The organism is Halococcus salifodinae DSM 8989, from assembly GCF_000336935.1.
In the GTDB taxonomy this organism is placed as follows: Archaea; Halobacteriota; Halobacteria; order Halobacteriales; family Halococcaceae; genus Halococcus; species Halococcus salifodinae.
The window spans coordinates 172294-187515 of record NZ_AOME01000070.1 but is presented as its reverse complement, the minus strand read 5'-3'; the positions used below and the strand labels follow the sequence as shown (position 1 = coordinate 187515).

General features: G+C 65.1%; 18 protein-coding genes. 6 read left to right on the top strand and 12 right to left on the bottom strand.

The window, feature by feature from the left end:
- The first annotated feature begins 55 nt into the window (after positions 1–55).
- Both C450_RS13555 and C450_RS13550 read left to right on the top strand, forming a co-directional pair.
- Positions 56–1822 (top strand): 2-oxoacid:acceptor oxidoreductase subunit alpha, encoded by a 1767-nt coding sequence (locus C450_RS13555; protein WP_005044383.1) that lies wholly within the window; start codon positions 56–58, stop codon positions 1820–1822.
- Positions 1819–2682 carry a 2-oxoacid:ferredoxin oxidoreductase subunit beta gene (locus tag C450_RS13550; protein ID WP_005044380.1) on the top strand — a complete coding sequence of 288 codons (864 nt, stop codon included), beginning with the start codon at positions 1819–1821 and terminating at the stop codon, positions 2680–2682. The genes C450_RS13555 and C450_RS13550 overlap by 4 nt, the downstream gene beginning before the upstream one ends.
- Positions 2683–3219: 537 nt before the next feature.
- On the opposite strand, the gene C450_RS13545 is transcribed toward C450_RS13550, so the two are convergent.
- From C450_RS13545 to C450_RS13510, 8 genes are read right to left on the bottom strand one after another with little or no spacing between them, the layout of a single operon-like run.
- Positions 3220–3492 (bottom strand): DUF7314 family protein, encoded by a 273-nt coding sequence (locus C450_RS13545; protein ID WP_005044378.1) that lies wholly within the window; start codon positions 3490–3492, stop codon positions 3220–3222.
- Complete coding sequence (locus tag C450_RS13540; protein WP_005044376.1) at positions 3485–3856, bottom strand: DUF7315 family membrane protein; 372 nt, start codon at positions 3854–3856, stop codon at positions 3485–3487. Before C450_RS13540 ends, C450_RS13545 begins: the two co-directional genes overlap by 8 nt.
- A 4-nt stretch (positions 3857–3860) precedes the next feature.
- Positions 3861–4661, bottom strand: coding sequence for a cytochrome b (locus C450_RS13535; RefSeq protein WP_005044374.1), 801 nt, complete (start codon positions 4659–4661; stop codon positions 3861–3863).
- Positions 4662–4665: 4 nt separating this feature from the next.
- Positions 4666–5478, bottom strand: coding sequence for a cytochrome b (locus C450_RS13530; RefSeq protein WP_005044373.1), 813 nt, complete (start codon positions 5476–5478; stop codon positions 4666–4668).
- Positions 5479–5481: 3 nt separating this feature from the next.
- A complete protein-coding gene (locus C450_RS13525; RefSeq protein ID WP_005044371.1) occupies positions 5482–6375 on the bottom strand; it encodes a hypothetical protein in 894 nt (297 codons plus the stop codon).
- 3 nt (positions 6376–6378) lie between these two features.
- Complete coding sequence (locus C450_RS13520) at positions 6379–6765, bottom strand: DUF7318 family protein (RefSeq protein ID WP_005044369.1); 387 nt, start codon at positions 6763–6765, stop codon at positions 6379–6381.
- Positions 6765–7463 (bottom strand): plastocyanin/azurin family copper-binding protein, encoded by a 699-nt coding sequence (locus C450_RS13515; protein ID WP_049910244.1) that lies wholly within the window; start codon positions 7461–7463, stop codon positions 6765–6767. Before C450_RS13515 ends, C450_RS13520 begins: the two co-directional genes overlap by 1 nt.
- Before the next feature lie 59 nt (positions 7464–7522).
- Entirely contained in the window at positions 7523–8413 is an 891-nt protein-coding gene (locus C450_RS13510) for a DUF7319 domain-containing protein (RefSeq protein WP_005044365.1), read from the bottom strand.
- Between the two features lie 92 nt (positions 8414–8505).
- On the opposite strand from C450_RS13510, the gene C450_RS13505 reads away from it, so the two are divergent.
- The gene (locus C450_RS13505; RefSeq protein ID WP_005044362.1) at positions 8506–8994 is read left to right on the top strand and encodes a DUF7321 family protein; all 489 of its coding nucleotides are present in this window, start codon (positions 8506–8508) and stop codon (positions 8992–8994) included.
- A 208-nt stretch (positions 8995–9202) separates the two neighbouring features.
- Here C450_RS13505 and nth read toward each other — a convergent pair whose 3' ends face one another.
- The gene (nth, locus tag C450_RS13500) at positions 9203–9886 is read right to left on the bottom strand and encodes an endonuclease III (RefSeq protein WP_005044360.1); all 684 of its coding nucleotides are present in this window, start codon (positions 9884–9886) and stop codon (positions 9203–9205) included.
- 64 nt (positions 9887–9950) lie between these two features.
- The gene (locus tag C450_RS13495; protein WP_005044358.1) at positions 9951–10580 is read right to left on the bottom strand and encodes a DJ-1/PfpI family protein; all 630 of its coding nucleotides are present in this window, start codon (positions 10578–10580) and stop codon (positions 9951–9953) included.
- A gap of 339 nt (positions 10581–10919) precedes the next feature.
- Between C450_RS13495 and mvaD the strand changes: the two genes are divergently transcribed.
- Complete coding sequence (mvaD, locus tag C450_RS13490; RefSeq protein WP_005044356.1) at positions 10920–11891, top strand: phosphomevalonate decarboxylase MvaD; 972 nt, start codon at positions 10920–10922, stop codon at positions 11889–11891.
- A gap of 261 nt (positions 11892–12152) precedes the next feature.
- Here mvaD and C450_RS13485 read toward each other — a convergent pair whose 3' ends face one another.
- Complete coding sequence (locus tag C450_RS13485; protein ID WP_005044354.1) at positions 12153–12383, bottom strand: DUF4385 family protein; 231 nt, start codon at positions 12381–12383, stop codon at positions 12153–12155.
- Between the two features lie 94 nt (positions 12384–12477).
- Between C450_RS13485 and C450_RS13480 the strand changes: the two genes are divergently transcribed.
- A complete protein-coding gene (locus tag C450_RS13480; RefSeq protein ID WP_005044351.1) occupies positions 12478–12936 on the top strand; it encodes a PaaI family thioesterase in 459 nt (152 codons plus the stop codon).
- Positions 12937–12971: 35 nt separating this feature from the next.
- Here the strand turns inward: C450_RS13480 and C450_RS13475 are convergent, their stop codons facing one another.
- A complete protein-coding gene (locus C450_RS13475) occupies positions 12972–13544 on the bottom strand; it encodes a cysteine hydrolase family protein (protein WP_005044350.1) in 573 nt (190 codons plus the stop codon).
- A 77-nt stretch (positions 13545–13621) separates the two neighbouring features.
- On the opposite strand from C450_RS13475, the gene C450_RS13470 reads away from it, so the two are divergent.
- Positions 13622–15196, top strand: a complete 1575-nt coding sequence (locus C450_RS13470) for an Hvo_1808 family surface protein (RefSeq protein WP_005044348.1) — start codon at positions 13622–13624, stop codon at positions 15194–15196.
- The last annotated feature ends 26 nt before the right edge of the window (positions 15197–15222 follow it).

Genomic DNA, 15222 nt, shown 5'->3' with positions numbered 1-15222 from the left:
TAGACGATCGTTCCGAAGCCTTTTCGTCCGCAGATGGCGTACCCGGACCCAGCACATGCCAGACGATTTGAACTGGGCCATCGGTGGAGAGGCCGGCGACGGGATCAACTCCACGGGGAAGATCTTCGCGCAGGCGCTCTCGCGGGCGGGCCGCCACGTCTTCACCTCCAAGGACTTCGCCTCGCGGATCCGCGGGGGGTACACCGCCTACAAGGTCCGGAGTTCGACCGAGCGCGTCGAGTCGGTCGTCGATCGGCTCGACATTCTGATCGCGCTGACCCAGCGCACGGTCGAGGAGAACATGGACGAACTCCACGAGGGCTCGGTCATCATCTACGACGGCGAGCGCACGATGATGGAGGACTTCGAGGCCCCCGAGGGGATGATCGGGCTTCCCGTCCCGCTCAAACGCCTCGCGGAGGACGCCGGCGGCGCGCTCATGCAGAACATCGTGGCGCTCGGCGCGGCCTGTGAGGTCGCGAACTTCCCGATCGAGAACCTCGACGAAGCGCTCGAAAAGCGCTTCGGCGACAAGGGCGAGTCGATCGTCGCGAACAACCGCCAGGCCGCGCGGCTCGGCGAGGAACACGTCGTCGAGGAGCTCGACCACGACGAGTTCGACTACGACATCGAGACCACCGACAACGACTACGTCCTGCTGAACGGCGACGAGGCCATCGGCATGGGTGCGATCGCCGCGGGCTGTCGGTTCTACTCGGGCTACCCCATCACCCCCGCGACCGACGTGATGGAGTACCTCAAGGGCCGGCTCGAACGCTACGGCGGCCACGTGATGCAGGCCGAGGACGAACTCGCCGCCATCAACATGGCGCTCGGCGCGGCGCGGGCGGGTGCGCGTTCGATGACCGCGACCAGTGGCCCAGGCATCGACCTGATGACCGAAACGTTCGGCCTCGTCGCCACCAGCGAGACGCCGCTCGTGATCTGTGACGTGATGCGATCGGGCCCCTCGACCGGGATGCCAACCAAACAGGAACAGGGCGACCTCGACATGCTCCTGTACGGTGGCCACGGCGAGATTCCGCGGTTCGTGGTCGCACCGACCACGATATCGGAGTGTTTCCACAAGACGATCGAGGCGTTCAACCTCGCCGAGAAGTACCAGACGCCGGTCTATCTGGTGGGCGATCTCGCGCTCGCGGTCTCCGAACAGACGTTCGAGCCCGAGGAGTTCGACATGGACAGTGTGGAGATCGACCGCGGCAAGCTCGTCGACGAGAACGAGATCGATTCGTGGCTCAACGACAGCGACCAGTTCCAGCCCCACTTCCCGGCCGCCGACGGCATCAGCCCGCGCACGCTGCCTGGAACGTCGGGCGGCGCACACATGACGACCGGACTCGAACACGACGAGCTCGGCCGCCGGACCGAGGAGCAAGAGGTGCGGATCGAGCAGGTCGACAAACGCAATCAGAAGGTCGAGACCGCCAAAAACGAGGAAGACTGGGACTACCGCGAGTTCGGCGACAGCGATGCCGACACGCTCGTCCTCTCGTGGGGATCGAACGAGGGCGCGATGCGCGAGGCGATGGGCTTTCTCGACGAGGCCGACATCGACGTTCGATTCCTCTCGGTTCCGTACATGTTCCCCCGGCCTGATCTCACCGAGGAGATCGAGGCCGCCGACGAGGTCATCGTGGTGGAGTGCAATGCGACCGGACAGTTCGCCGACGTGGTCGAAGGCGACACGCTTACCCGAGTCAAACGGATAAACAAGTACAACGGCGTGCGGTTCAAGGCCGACGAACTGGCCGAGCGGATCACCGAGAAACTCGACGCGGCCCAGGAGGTTCCCACATGAGTTCAGACGTCAGGTTCACCGACTTCAAGTCCGACAAGCAGCCCACGTGGTGTCCCGGCTGCGGCGACTTCGGCACCATGAACGGCATGATGAAGGCGCTCGCCAACACCGGCAACGACCCCGACAACACGTTCGTCGTGGCGGGAATCGGCTGCTCGGGCAAGATCGGCACGTACATGCACAGCTACGCGCTCCACGGCGTCCACGGCCGCGCACTTCCCGTCGGCATCGGCGTCAAGAGCGCGAACCCCGACCTCGAAGTCATGGTCTCGGGCGGCGACGGCGACGGCTACTCCATCGGCGCTGGTCACTTCGTCCACGCAGTACGACGAAACATGGACATGACCTACGTCGTGATGGACAACCGCATCTACGGGCTGACGAAGGGACAGGCCTCGCCGACGTCGCGCGAGGACTTCGAGACGGCGACGACGCCCGACGGGCCGAAACAGGCTCCGGTCAACCCGCTCGCGCTCGCGCTCGCCGCCGACGGCAGCTTCATCGCCCAGTCGTTCTCGTCGGACGCCCAGCGCCACACCGAGATCGTCCAGCAGGCGGTCGAACACGACGGCTTCGGGTTCGTGAACGTCTACAGTCCGTGTGTCACGTTCAACGACGTCGACACCTACGACTACTTCCGGGATGCGATCGTCGATCTCGACGAGGAAGGTCACGACCCGACCGACCGCGACGCCGCCCAAAAGAAGATCATGGACGAGGACACCGAGTATCAGGGCGTCATCTACCAGGACGAGGAGTCGGAGCCGTACAACGAACGCCACGGCCTCGACGAGAACATGGCCGACATCCCCGACGGCGCACCCGAGGACGCCACCGACCTCGTTCGCGAGTTCTACTAAGCACCCACTTTTTTACGGAGAGGGGTGTCCTCGCGCGCCTGTGGCGCGCTGCGGGCACCCCTCCCCGCAAAAACCTGGACTAAAAACACCCGCTCGCTCACTCGCTGCGCTCGTTCGCTCGCGGCGAACCGTGCTCGCTTCGCTCGCACGGACATCGATTCGCAACCGCACAGCACCGCCGAAGCCCTCACCGCGCGCTCCCCTCGTTCCCGTGAGCGAAGCGAACGGGAGCTCGGAGTCGTTCGAAAGGCGCGAAGCGCCTTTCGTGATGACGAGGGAGCGAAGCTCCCTCGAACCACGCGCGAAGCGTGCTCCGGTGTTCGCTACTCACTCGCTTCGCTCGTTCGCGCGTCTCGCCCTTCATCCACCAGGAGAGCAAGCTCTCCTGAGCCCTGCAGTCGCGGAGCGACCGCAGGACACCAGGACCGCACCGCCGCAAAGTAAATCAATCAAAAGTGGAGACAGCGGGGAATCACGGGTCGGTTCCCGTCGCTATCGATTTGGAGAACGGTGAGAAGTCGTGGAGCGCTGTCGACGCTAGCTCGACTGACGTTCGTTCCACGCGATGCGTGCCCGCTGGCTTGCGGGAATCAGCACCCAGAAGACGAGCGCGCCGACGATGGCGAACCAGAACAGGGCTTCTCGAAGGGTGAGCGAGAGCGTGCCGAACAGTTCGAGACCGGAGGGTGGCTCGGCGATGAGCTGCTTCGGCGACTCGAAGCTCTCGGTGGCATACCAGCCCGAGAGCACCATCCACCCGAGCAGCCCACCGGTGAGCATCGCCAGGCCCTTGGCGAATTCGTCACTCATTGCCCGAGAGTTCGTCGCTGTCGTCTTGAGCGTTCCGCATCCCCGCAGTGCGAAAGCGGGTGCCGAGCACGTACACCCCGGCACCGACCGCGATGAGCCCGAGCCCGATCAGGACGAGCACGAGCGAGATCACGCCCGAGCCGACCGGGAGCCCGACCGATGGCAGCAGATCGAACAGCACCGGCAGCGGGCCAGCCTCGGCGGTGGCAGCGTCGAGAAAGGCGAAGCCGAGCAGTACGCAGACGATCGCGAGTAGCGTCGAGAACACCGTGACCGCCTTGTAGGTTCGCAGCGGGACGACGATCTCGCGACCCCTGCTCCCGCCGTCGCTGCCGTCGGCCTCGGAGCCGGTGTCGGAGCTCACGACGCTATCGCGGCGGTCGGAGCCGGTAGTACCGACGGTTCAGGTCGAACATGTACCCCTCGCGCATCGCACGCAGGATGCCGTAGGTGATGAACCCTGCCACGAACGGCAGGAGGAAGGTGAGATCGAACAGGAGATGGGTGTCGAACCACGTCGGCATGAGGTTCTTGATCGACAGCGCGCTGATCATCACGGCGAACACCACGCCGAACATGCCGACGGCCGACCAGAACGGCTGCTCGACCGGCCGACGCGCGCTCCCCTTGTTGAGGAACGGAACGATCGCGATGAACCCGACCACCACGAGATTGGCGAGCACGCCGTACGTGGAGTCCTGGAGGAGCTTCTTCCCACCCAGAACGGCGAGGTCGGGGTTCAGCGGCCCGAGTTTCAGCAGGCCGAACGACCAGTAGAGATACCAGTCCGGCAGGATGATCGCGGGCGTCTGGCTCGGGTTCGCGGGTGCGCCGAGGTGCGGCGGCAGCGTCGCCGCGAGGAAGATGATCAGTCCGACGAAGAAGCTCGTCAGCGCGAGGTTGCGGACCATCTCGTGGGGCCACGTCGGGAACGCGAGCACGTCGCGCTCGACGTAGCTCGACTCGGTGCGGAGGTCCTGATCCTCACGGCGCGAGCGTTCGAAGTACTCGTAGGTCAGCCGCGAGAGCCCCTGAGTGCGCTCCTTGCGCTCGCCCCACGTCGGGGTCTCGTCGTCGGGCGCGACGATGCCGGTGCCGTCGGCGGCGACGCCCTCGCCCGTGTCGGTCCCGCTCGATTCGTCCGTGTCGGTGGCGTTGTCTCGGGTCATTGATCTAGTGGGGTTCCGCGATGCCCTGCATCCAGACGATGCCGATGTGCACGGCGATCAGCGCCGTCACCACGAACGGTAAGAAGAACACGTGGAGGATATACATCCGCATCAGGGTGGCCTGACCCAGCGAGAACCCGCCGAAGATGAGCTGTGCGACCCACTCGCCGATGAGCGGGATCGAGAGGCTCATCTCGACGCCGATCTGGCCGGCCCAGTACGCGAGCTGGTCCCACGTCAGCAGGTAGCCGGTGTAGCCGAACACCATCGTGAGCGAGATGAGGACGATGCCGAGGATCCAGTTGAGCTCGCGTGGCTCCTTGTACGCGCCGGTGAAGTAGACCCGGAGCATGTGGAGGAACACGGCGGCTGTCATCACCTGCGCCGACCACCGGTGAATGCTCCGGAGCATGAACCCGAAGTTGATGTCGGTCATGATCGCGGTAAGCGAACAGTACGCCACCGACGCGCCGTCGATGGTACAGGCCCCCGAGGCTGCCGCTGGCGAGTAGTAAAAGCCGAGTAGCGCGCCCGAGATGGCCGCCACCACATAGGCGATCGTCGAGAAACTCCCGAGCGCGTACAGCGGGTACCAGTACCAGAACTTGTTGTCGAGGTTGTACTGCTCGGTGTGGCTCTTGGGCATCTGGAGATTGACCTTGTAGTAGAGGTTCTCCAGAACCTCGAGGTAGTCGACCAGCCGCAGCCGCTTGTCGAGCCAGAGCAAGACGGTGAGATACGCCCCCTCGATCGGGGTGAGGTCTTTCCGCTCCATCCACCCCTCGTGGTCGTGGTCGTCGCTCCGTTCGAGACTCATGGGTTACTCACCACCGCCGGAGCCCGACTCACTACTGCTGCCGGTGTCCTCGGGCCGCGGCAGCGACGTGAACTGCCGTTCAACGATGCTGAACGGATCGTACACCGACTGGTGGCACGGACAGTACACCGCGTTCGCCGCGCCGAAGTCGGCGGTCTGTTTGAACCCGGGGACACAACAGAAGTGAGTACACTTGTTGAGCCACGCGATGAACCCCTGTGACGTGCTCGCTTGCAGCCACTCCCGGATCGCGGGATCGCTCGCGTTCTGAGCGAGCTCCTCGATCCGCGTGCTCCGCATCACCTGTACCGGAACCGTCTCCTGTGGCGAGAGGTCCTGCGAGCGCCATGTCGCCGATGCGGGCTTACCGATGCCGGCCGTGCCGACATCGTTACCCCACGTCTCGTAGTCGTCGAACATGTCGACGGTGAGCTTGTCTCCGGGGCTGAGCTCGCTCTGCCACTCGAAGCTCGGCTGGGGGCCCGATCGGAGGAAGTTGCTCTGGTCGGCACCAGGTCGGATGCCGGGGTACGTCTGGACGCCACAGTACTGGAACCACTCGCTGGAGTAGGTGGTGCCACCGAGCTGCATCTCAGCGAGCTGGACCTCCTCGTTGTTGACCGTCTCCGTCTTCACCTCGGGCCAGATCCCTTTGATCTCTCCGTTGCCGGTGACTTCGATGGGGATCTGTGGCAGTCCACGTGGAGCCGGCCCGTCGGTGTTCTCGATGCCGTAATACTGGACTGCCCCGCCACCGGCCCCCGAGGAGGTGGTGGTGAGGTTGGTCGCGAGCGCGGTCGAAATCCCGGTCGCACCGAGCGCCGAGGCACCGACGACGCCCTTCACGAACCGTCTCCGTCCCGATTCGGCTGGGTATCGGTCTTCGTTCTCTGGCATGGTTTATCGCTTGTAGTAGGGGTAGACTGCACGTTTCACGGAGTCCCACGCGCCGTCGGTGGCGCTCGTCCCCGTCTGCTGTTCCTCGCGGATATAGAGATCCTCCCACTTCCGGCGGCGCTTTTTGACGATCATCACGTCCGGCAGGAACTCCTTGCGGTAGAGCATGAGAATGAAGGCGAGATCCACGAACACGATCGCGAGCGCCGCGCCGAGATACATGTTGCCGAGCTCGTCCGTCCCCCAGCCACTGACGAGGCCGTAGGCGAACAGCCCGACGAACACCACTTCGACCACCGTCAGAAGGACGATCGCGATCGCGGCCGCGGTACTCTCGCGGGCCGGCTCGTACCGGTGGATGTCGCCGTACGTGCTACCGGAGGAGCTCATCAGTTGTTCCCTCCCTTCGCGTTCGGCGATTCACCGTACTTCAGCGCGAAGAAGCTATAGATCAACGAAAGGACCATCATCAGCAGGGTGGCGATCCCGACGAAATGCGCCTGGAACGCCACGCCCATCTCCTCGGGGTCGACTTCCTCCTCGCCGCCACCGCCACCACTGCTCGCGCCGCCCTCCTGAACGACGATCGTCCCGACCATCCCGACGGCCTCGTGGGGAGCACAGTGATAGGTGAACTCACCGGCCTCCTGGAAGGTGTGCTGGAAGGTGATTCCGCTGCCTTCCTCCGGGCTCCCGCTGTTGAACGCGCCGTCGTCGGCGACGACGTTGTGTGCGCCACCCTCGCCGGTCCACTCCCAGACGATGGTGCTGCCGGGTGCGATGGTGGCTTCCTCGGGACCGAAGGAGGTTCCCGAACCTGTCCCGACCTCGACTGTTGTCGTGCTGCCACCACCACCGCCACCTGCGCTCTGGTTTCCACCGGTCGCGTTCCCACCGGTTGCGTTGCCACCGGTCGCGTTACCGCCACTCTGGTTTCCACCGGCGCTTTGATTGCCGCCAGTGGCGTTGCCGCCCCCGGTTTCGTTGCCGCCACCGGAGGCGTTGCCCTGCTGTGCGGCGGCCGCCCCGCTGGCGGCTGTGCCGCCGGCCGCGACACTTGTCGCCAGCAGAAAATCCCGCCTGTTCATGTGTGTCCGCACTCGGGTCTGGCTTCGCATAAGTCCACCGAATGCGGGGCCCGTGGCCACTATGCCGACGGGCGAGAGTCCTCGGCATCGCGCGCGTCGCTCCCCTGTTCGGACGTTCCGGAGCCCCGACCCTCGGTGTCGGCGTTCGCGATCTCGCCGGCCGGCTGTTCCCGATCGACGTCACGATATTTCTCCGGCAGGACGTCGGGACGCTCGCCCGAGCCGACGCCGACCGCCCGCAACCGGTCGCGGTACTCCTCCGCCCGGAACTTATCGGAGAGCCGTGCGTTCGCCACCTGAAGGAAGAGCACCAACGAGAACAGCACGAACAGCAGGCCGATCACGGGCGCGGCGATCGTACTGAGACCCGAGAGAACGAGATACGCGCCGATCAGTCCCAGACCGACGAGAAGCTGGGCGGCGGCGACGGCTTGCAGCATCCAGTTACCGAGTTCGCCGCCCCCTTCCGGCACCGTCGCGGGGTCGGGTAGCGGGTCGCCGTCGGGGGGCTCCGGCACGTCGTAGTCGTCCATCGAACAGAGCGCGACCGTCGGTTTGACGTCGCGCAGTACGGTTCCTCGACCCTCGACGCTGCCGTCGGGAGCGACGTGGACGTACCCCTCGTCGGAGTACGCGAGCAGTCCGTCGTCGACGCGCTCGATCCGGGCGAACACCTCACGGCCGGCGATCCGACTCAGCAGATCGGCCTCGACACGGTCGAGGAGCTCCGTGCCCGTGATCCACGCCTCCTCGTCGAAGGCGGCGTCCCACTCCTCAGGGCTCATTTCGGCCATGTCCCGCGGCCCGAACTCCTCGAAATCGTAGGTTTCCTCGACCTGTCGACGGAGTTCGTCCGTCTCGTCGTCCGTAGCGTCCGCTCGGTCCGCTGGGCGGTCGCTCGCATCCGCGGTCCCGTCGTCGTTCGACGACGAGGATCGAGGATCGGCCATTGCTCTATCTACGCCACGGGCCGGGTTAGGCTTTCCGACCGCCCGCGAGCGGGTTTCGGCAGTCTTTAGCGCCCAGGACAGCGAGTTCGGCCATGTTCGGACTGGCCGACGCGGCGGTGGCGACGATCGTCGCGGCGCTGGTCACAGCGAGCTTTCCCTGCTTTCTCTACGGGGCGTGGATCATGATCGACACCGAGAACGTGACGTGGAGCGTGCTGACCTACCACCTCAAGTTCATCGTCACCGGGCTCGCGCTCACCACGATCCCTCTGCTGGTATGGATGCTCCCCCGGCTGTTCCAGCAGTTGGGCGGTGCGTCGGCGCTCCACGCCTTTCTTGGGCTCCAGGCGTACGCCATGCTCGCCTTCGGTTTCACGGGGATCGTCAGGATCTTTCGCGCGAAACGTCGGCACAACCTGTATCACGACTACGACGAGGACGTGCTCCTCGACGAGATCGGCTCCGATCGGATGGATCACTGGCGGAGCCGACTCCGGATCGGCGTGTTCGGCTACGTGATCTTCTGGCTGCTGGCGTACGTCGTGGGGATCGCCCGGTACGCGCTCCGCTATCTGGCCTGAATCGGGTCTCGTCGAACGAAAACCGATCGGTCCCGAGCCAGGATCAGTTCGGGACCGATCGGTGATGCCACGCGCAGCAGTGCAGCCCGGGGCTGGCTGCAGCCATCGCTTCGGGATACTCCACAAAACCCCCCGCCGGCCGTTCATCCGTTTTCGGTCGAAACGGCACGGAATCGTTCGAAACAAACGATCGTCCGGCGGCCGTCGGTCACCACGCCTCGTCGCTAGCGAGATCGACGGCAGAGTCGCGCTTCGACGAGGGACAGACGTCTTCGAGCGTGCAGTCGGCACAGTCGGGGTTTCGTGCGGTGCAGGTCGCCCGACCGTGGCTGATGAACAGATGAGTGAACGCCTGCCAGCGGTCCTCGGGCACGAACCCCATCAGATCGCTCTCGATTTTCTCGGGTCGTTCCTCGTCGGTGAGCCCGAGCCGCCGGGTGATCCGCTGGACGTGGGTGTCGACGACGATCCCCTCGACGACATCGTGTGCGTGCTGGAGCACGACGTTCGCGGTCTTGCGCCCCACACCAGGGAGGTCGGTGAGCGCGGCCATCGTGTCCGGAACCTCGCCATCGTGCTCCTCGACGACGAGTTGGGCCGACTCGCGGATGTAGCTCGCCTTGTTGTTGTAGTAGGTGATCGAGTTCAGGGCTTCGGCGAGTTCTTCTTGGGGCGCGTTCGCGAACGCTTCCGGCGACGGGTAGGTTTCGAACAGGTCGGCAGTCGTCTTGTTTACCCGCTCGTCGGTACACTGCGCCGAGAGGATCACCGCGACGAGGAGTTCGAACCGGGTCGAGAAATCGAGCGAGATCGTCGTGTCGGGGTACTCGGTCGCGAGGCGATCGATGACTTCCGTGGCCTGTGCCTCGCGCGAATCGAGCGGCGTTCCCATGCGGACGCATCCGACCGAGCGTGGTTTGAGGCGTTCGGTTCCGTCGACACCGCGTACTGAATACTCAGTTGGCTCGATACACCTCGTCGCGTCGCTCGTACTCCATCTCGCGGGCGACCGTCTCAGCAGTATCGGCCCCGAAATCCCGTTCGACGAGCCACAGCGCGAGATCGAGTCCCGAGGTGACGCCGCCGGCAGTGAGGACATCGCCGTCGTCAACCACTCTCGCGTCGACCACGTTCGCTGCCGTTTCGCGGAGATCGTCGATCGCCCCATGGTGGGTGGTCGCCGGTCGGCCATCGAGGACGCCGGCCGCGGCGAGGATCATCCCGCCGGTGCAGACCGACGCGACGCTCGCGCCGTTGCGGTGTCGTTCCGCGATCGCGTCCGGAAGCGCGCCCCGTTCGACCTCGGCTCGCGCGCCATGCTTCGCCCCATCCGTCCACCCGCCGCCGGGAACCACGACGAGGTCGGGGTCGTCAGCGAGATCGTCGAGCGCGCCGGCGGGTTCGACGACGAGACCGTGACTCGCGGTCACTCGATTCGTGGGTTCGAGGGTGCAGAGTCCGACATCGAGATCGGCCCCCGCTTCGGCGGCGTTTTCGAACACCTCGTACGGGCCGATCGCGTCGAGTTCATCGAACCCCTCGTAGAGCACGATTGCGATTGATTCGATCGGACTCCTCGGAGCCATGCCGTTGATTCGGTAGCTTGAGACAAAAGCATTGAGCCACCCGGTATTCCGTTGATCGCTCACGTCGGAAAGAGAGGCCAAAACGAGAAACGAACCGCGAGTGCCGGTGCATATGAGAAACCGCCCACCGCTCCGCTACCGTACCGCAACGGCCACACACCTCCCCAACCGACTCCCTCGCTCGCTACGCTCGCTCAGTCATCCCTCGCACGAGTCGTGCGCCTTCGGCGTACTCCCGCGCGCCACCGCAGTCAAAACAGGCAGTTTCCACCGACAGCACCCTTCAGTGGAGAGCGCGGTTCCGGGACGTTTATTCGCGTGTCGGCCGCTTCGCACGGTATGAAAGCCACCGCGCGCGCGCATCCGATCCAGGGACTCGTCAAGTACCACGGCATGGTCGATGACGAGCTCCGGCTGCCGTACCACGACTCGATCAGCGTCTGCACCGCACCGAGCAACACCACCACCACGGTGGCGTTCGACGACTCGCTCGAAGAGGATCGGTACGTCGTCGACGACGAGACCGTGGAGGGGCGGGGGCGCGAACGCATCGAGAGCGTCGTCTCGCGCGTGCGTGAACTCGCGGACGTCGAGGCTCCCGTGCGCTTCGAGAGCGAGAGCAATTTCCCGACGAACGTGGGCTTCGGCTCGTCGTCGTCGGGCTTCGCGGCAGCGGCGATGGCCCTGACAACCGCGGCAGGGCTCGATCTCACGCTGCCCGAAGTCTCGACGGTCGCACGGCGTGGCTCGGCGTCGTCGGCGCGGGCGGTCACGGGCGGGTTCTCGGACCTCCACACGGGGCGCAACGACATCGACTGTCGTTCGGAGCGGATCGAGAGCGACCTCGAAGACGATCTCCGGATCGTGGCGGCGCTCGTGCCCGCGTACAAGGAAACCGAGGAAGCCCACCGTGAAGCCGCCGATAGCCACATGTTCGAGGCGCGACTCGCCCACATCCACGGTCAGCTCGCCGAGATGCGCGACGCGCTCCGGGCAGGCGATTTCGACCGCACCTTCGAACTCGCCGAACACGACTCGCTCTCGCTCGCCGCGACCACGATGACCGGCCCCGCCGGCTGGGTCTACTGGCAGCCCGAAACCCTCGAAATCTTCGCCACGGTCCGCGAGCTGCGGGAATCGGGCGTTCCGGTCTACTTCTCGACAGACACGGGCGCGAGCGTCTACGTCAACACTACGGCCGAGCACGTCGAGCGCGTCGAGGAGCGCATCGCCGACTGCGGTGTCGACACCCGCGTCTGGGAGGTCGGCGGTCCCGCGCGCGTGCTCGACGAGTCCGAAGCGCTGTTCTGATCTCACGCGATTCGAGTGGGGTTGGCGGTGCTGAGTGGTTGCGGTTGGCGCGTGCTGCGCGCCGCTTGTTGGCGCGCAACACCGCGCGAGGGATGACCGAGTGATGCGAACGAGGGAGTCGGCTGGGGAGGAAGTGGCCTGCGGTTCTCAGTTGTCTCGGGTAACTGTGAGGCGTTTCGGAGCACACACCATTTTTCCATCGGTTTGTCGCATCAAGAGGCAGATTCTAGCCAACTTCACGTCACTCTCGACAATACCGAGTCAGTCGTGTTCTCGATGCTGTGCTTTCAGCCGTTGGTACTCGTCGTCGTTCTCGACTCGGTTCCACCAGACCTCGTAGACGAGTGCGGCCTCGCGGTCCGTGTACCCCCACAGCCCGAGGAGTTCGCTCTTGTAGGGTTCGATCTTGAACACCCCTTTCTCGCCGCGACCGATCTCGTACCTTTCTGGATGGGCGCGGAAGTCGAGGTCGTACTCGGGGTCGTCGCTCACGACGTTCGTTGTGGCCGCCCCACCCTCACGCTGTTGCCTGCCGTAACGTCTCACGCACCGGTGGCTACTAACCGCTGGCGCTCGCGGTGGCTCCATGATCGACGAGACGGACGACGCGGCCGCTTTTCTCCAAGCATACATCGACGACCACGGCTATCTGTCGTGGCTCGGAACGCAGGTCGAGTCGATGGAACACGATCGGCTCGTGATGACGATCCCGTTCGACGAGAAGCTCACGAACACGCGACCGAACGGCGACGGCGACGCGACCGCGAACATCCACGGCGGGATCGCCGCGACGCTGATCGACACCGCCGGCGGGATCGCGCTCCGGCCCGCCCTCGACGACCCGATGGAAGACGGCGTGGCGACGATCAACCTCAACGTCAACTATCTCCGACCCGCTGCCGGCGACCTCACCGCGACCGCCGACGTGATCCGTGCGGGGTCGAGCGTCGGTGTTTCCACCGTGACGGTCGAGAGCGAGGCTCCCGACGGCGAGACGAAAGCGGTCGCCACGGGGCAGGGTGCCTATCGGCTGTTTCGGCGCTGACTCGGGGAGTGCGTGGTGTTCGATCGAAACCACTGCTATTCGAACGTGACATCCGCGCGCTTCGTGACTTCGCCAAACAGCCAGTCGGCGTGATCGAGCGCGTACTCGTGGTGGTCTTCCTCGATGTAGCCGATCGCCTCATCGAGGAGGACGGGCCGGAAGTCGCGCAGGCCAGCGCTGCCGGCGGTGTGAAGCACGCAGACGTTGGCGAGCGTGCCACAGAGCACGAGGTCGTCGATCCCGTGGGCATCGAGCCACCCCTCCAGCTCGGTCTCGTAGAAAGCGTCGTAGGTGTGTTTTGCGACCACGTGATCCTCGTCCCTGACGTCGAGCCCATCGACGATTTCGGTCTCCCACGACCCCTCGACGACGTGCTCACCCCAGCGATCGAACTCGTCGTAGTAGTGGGTGTCGTCGAACTGCTCAGGAGGGTGGACATCGCGCGTGAAGACGACACTCGCGCCGGCGTCGCGCGCATCGTCGAGCAGGTCCGCGATCGGATCGACGACCCCCTCGCTCCCCGGTGCGTAGAGGCTGCCCTCGGGATGACAGAACCCGTTTTGCATGTCGACCACCACGACGGCGGTTCGGTCGGGATCGAACTTCATGCGTAGTACAAGACCGGTTTCCGGAAGTCAGTTTCTCCGGGCGGGTCCTTTTTGTCCGTCGCCTCCGTCACCCGAATATGCGACAGCTCGCCGCCCTGTTGTTCGCCGTTCTCGTGGTTCTCGCCGGCTGTAGCGTGCCCTTCACCGCCGGCAACGGATCGGCCGGCAACGACACCTCGCCGGAGGCGTCACCCACGTCCGGCGACGCGACCACCGCGCCGGCGACCGACGCCGCGACCGGAACGGTCGGTGAATCCGACGGGACGACCGGTAACGACTCAGCCACCGAGAGCAGCCAACAGGCGGTGCAGAGCATCGACGATCCCGCCGAGGACGTACTCGGCTGGGAGAACGGCGTCTGGTACAACGAGTCGGTGCCGGTCGTGGGCGAGGACGGACTCAACGCGACCGAACGTCGAGCGGTCGTCAACCGCACGATGGCGCGGTTAGAGCGGATCCGACAGCTCGAGTTCAACCGAACGGTGCCGGTCGAGGTGATCTCGCGCGAGGAGTTCCAGCAGCGACCGAGCAGCGGAGGCGGCGACGCCGCACCGGCGTTTCGGACGTTCGACAACACGAAGTTCGAGGGACTGTTCCTGATCGGCGAGGACGAGAACTCGCTCGCGGTCCAGCAGTCGAACCGCGGCCAGAACGTCCTCGGGTACTACAGCCCGACCCAGGACTCCATCGTGGTGGTCTCGTCGTCCGAGACGCCGCGACTCAACCGCTCGACGCTCGCCCACGAGCTGGTGCACGCGCTTCAGGACCAGCAGTTCGATCTCACGTCGAGTAATCCGGGGACTCGGGAGGCGTACAACGCCCGGAACGGCCTCATCGAGGGCGATGCCAACTACGTCCAGCGCCAGTACGACGACCGCTGCGGTGACGAATGGGAATGTCCCGATATCGACTCGGAGAGCGCCAGCAACGGCAGTGCAGCCGGTGGGAACCTCCATCTCGGAGTGTACATCCTCAGCTTCTTCCCGTACGCCGACGGCCCGGGCTTCGTCGACGCAATCTACCAGCAAGACGGCTGGGAGGGCGTGAACGCGCTCTACGACGACCTGCCCGCGAGCACCGAGCAGGTGATCCATCCCGAAAAATACGGCGAGGACGCCCCCACGAACGTCTCGATCAGCGAGACGAGTGCCGATGAGTGGTCGCGCGTCGCGCTCGACCGTCCGGGGCAGCCCGACTACGCCGTGCTCGGCCAATCGGGACTCACGGCGATGTTCGCGTACACCCTGTACGACGACTACAACCGCTCTTCGACCGTCTCGCCCCGCGAGTTCCTCAACGGCGGGATCGGCGGCGTCAACCAAACCGACCCGTTCAACTACGGGCTCAACTACACCGACGGCTGGGACGGCGACAAGATGGTCGTCTACCAGCAGCAAAACCGGACGGGCTACGTCTGGAAACTGGCGTGGGACTCGCCGGTCGAAGCCCGCGAGTTCGTGGCGGGCTACGAGCAACTCCTCGCTCACTGGGGCGGCCAACCCACCAGCGACACCGGTAACGTCTGGCGAGTTGACGAAGAATCACCGTTCGCCGACGCGTTCTCGATCCGCCAAGAAGGCAACACCGTGACGATCGTCAACGCCCCGACGGTCGAGGACCTCGACGCGGTCCACGACGGGGACGCCAGCTAGAACAGCCCGGAACCATCGGCTCTCTG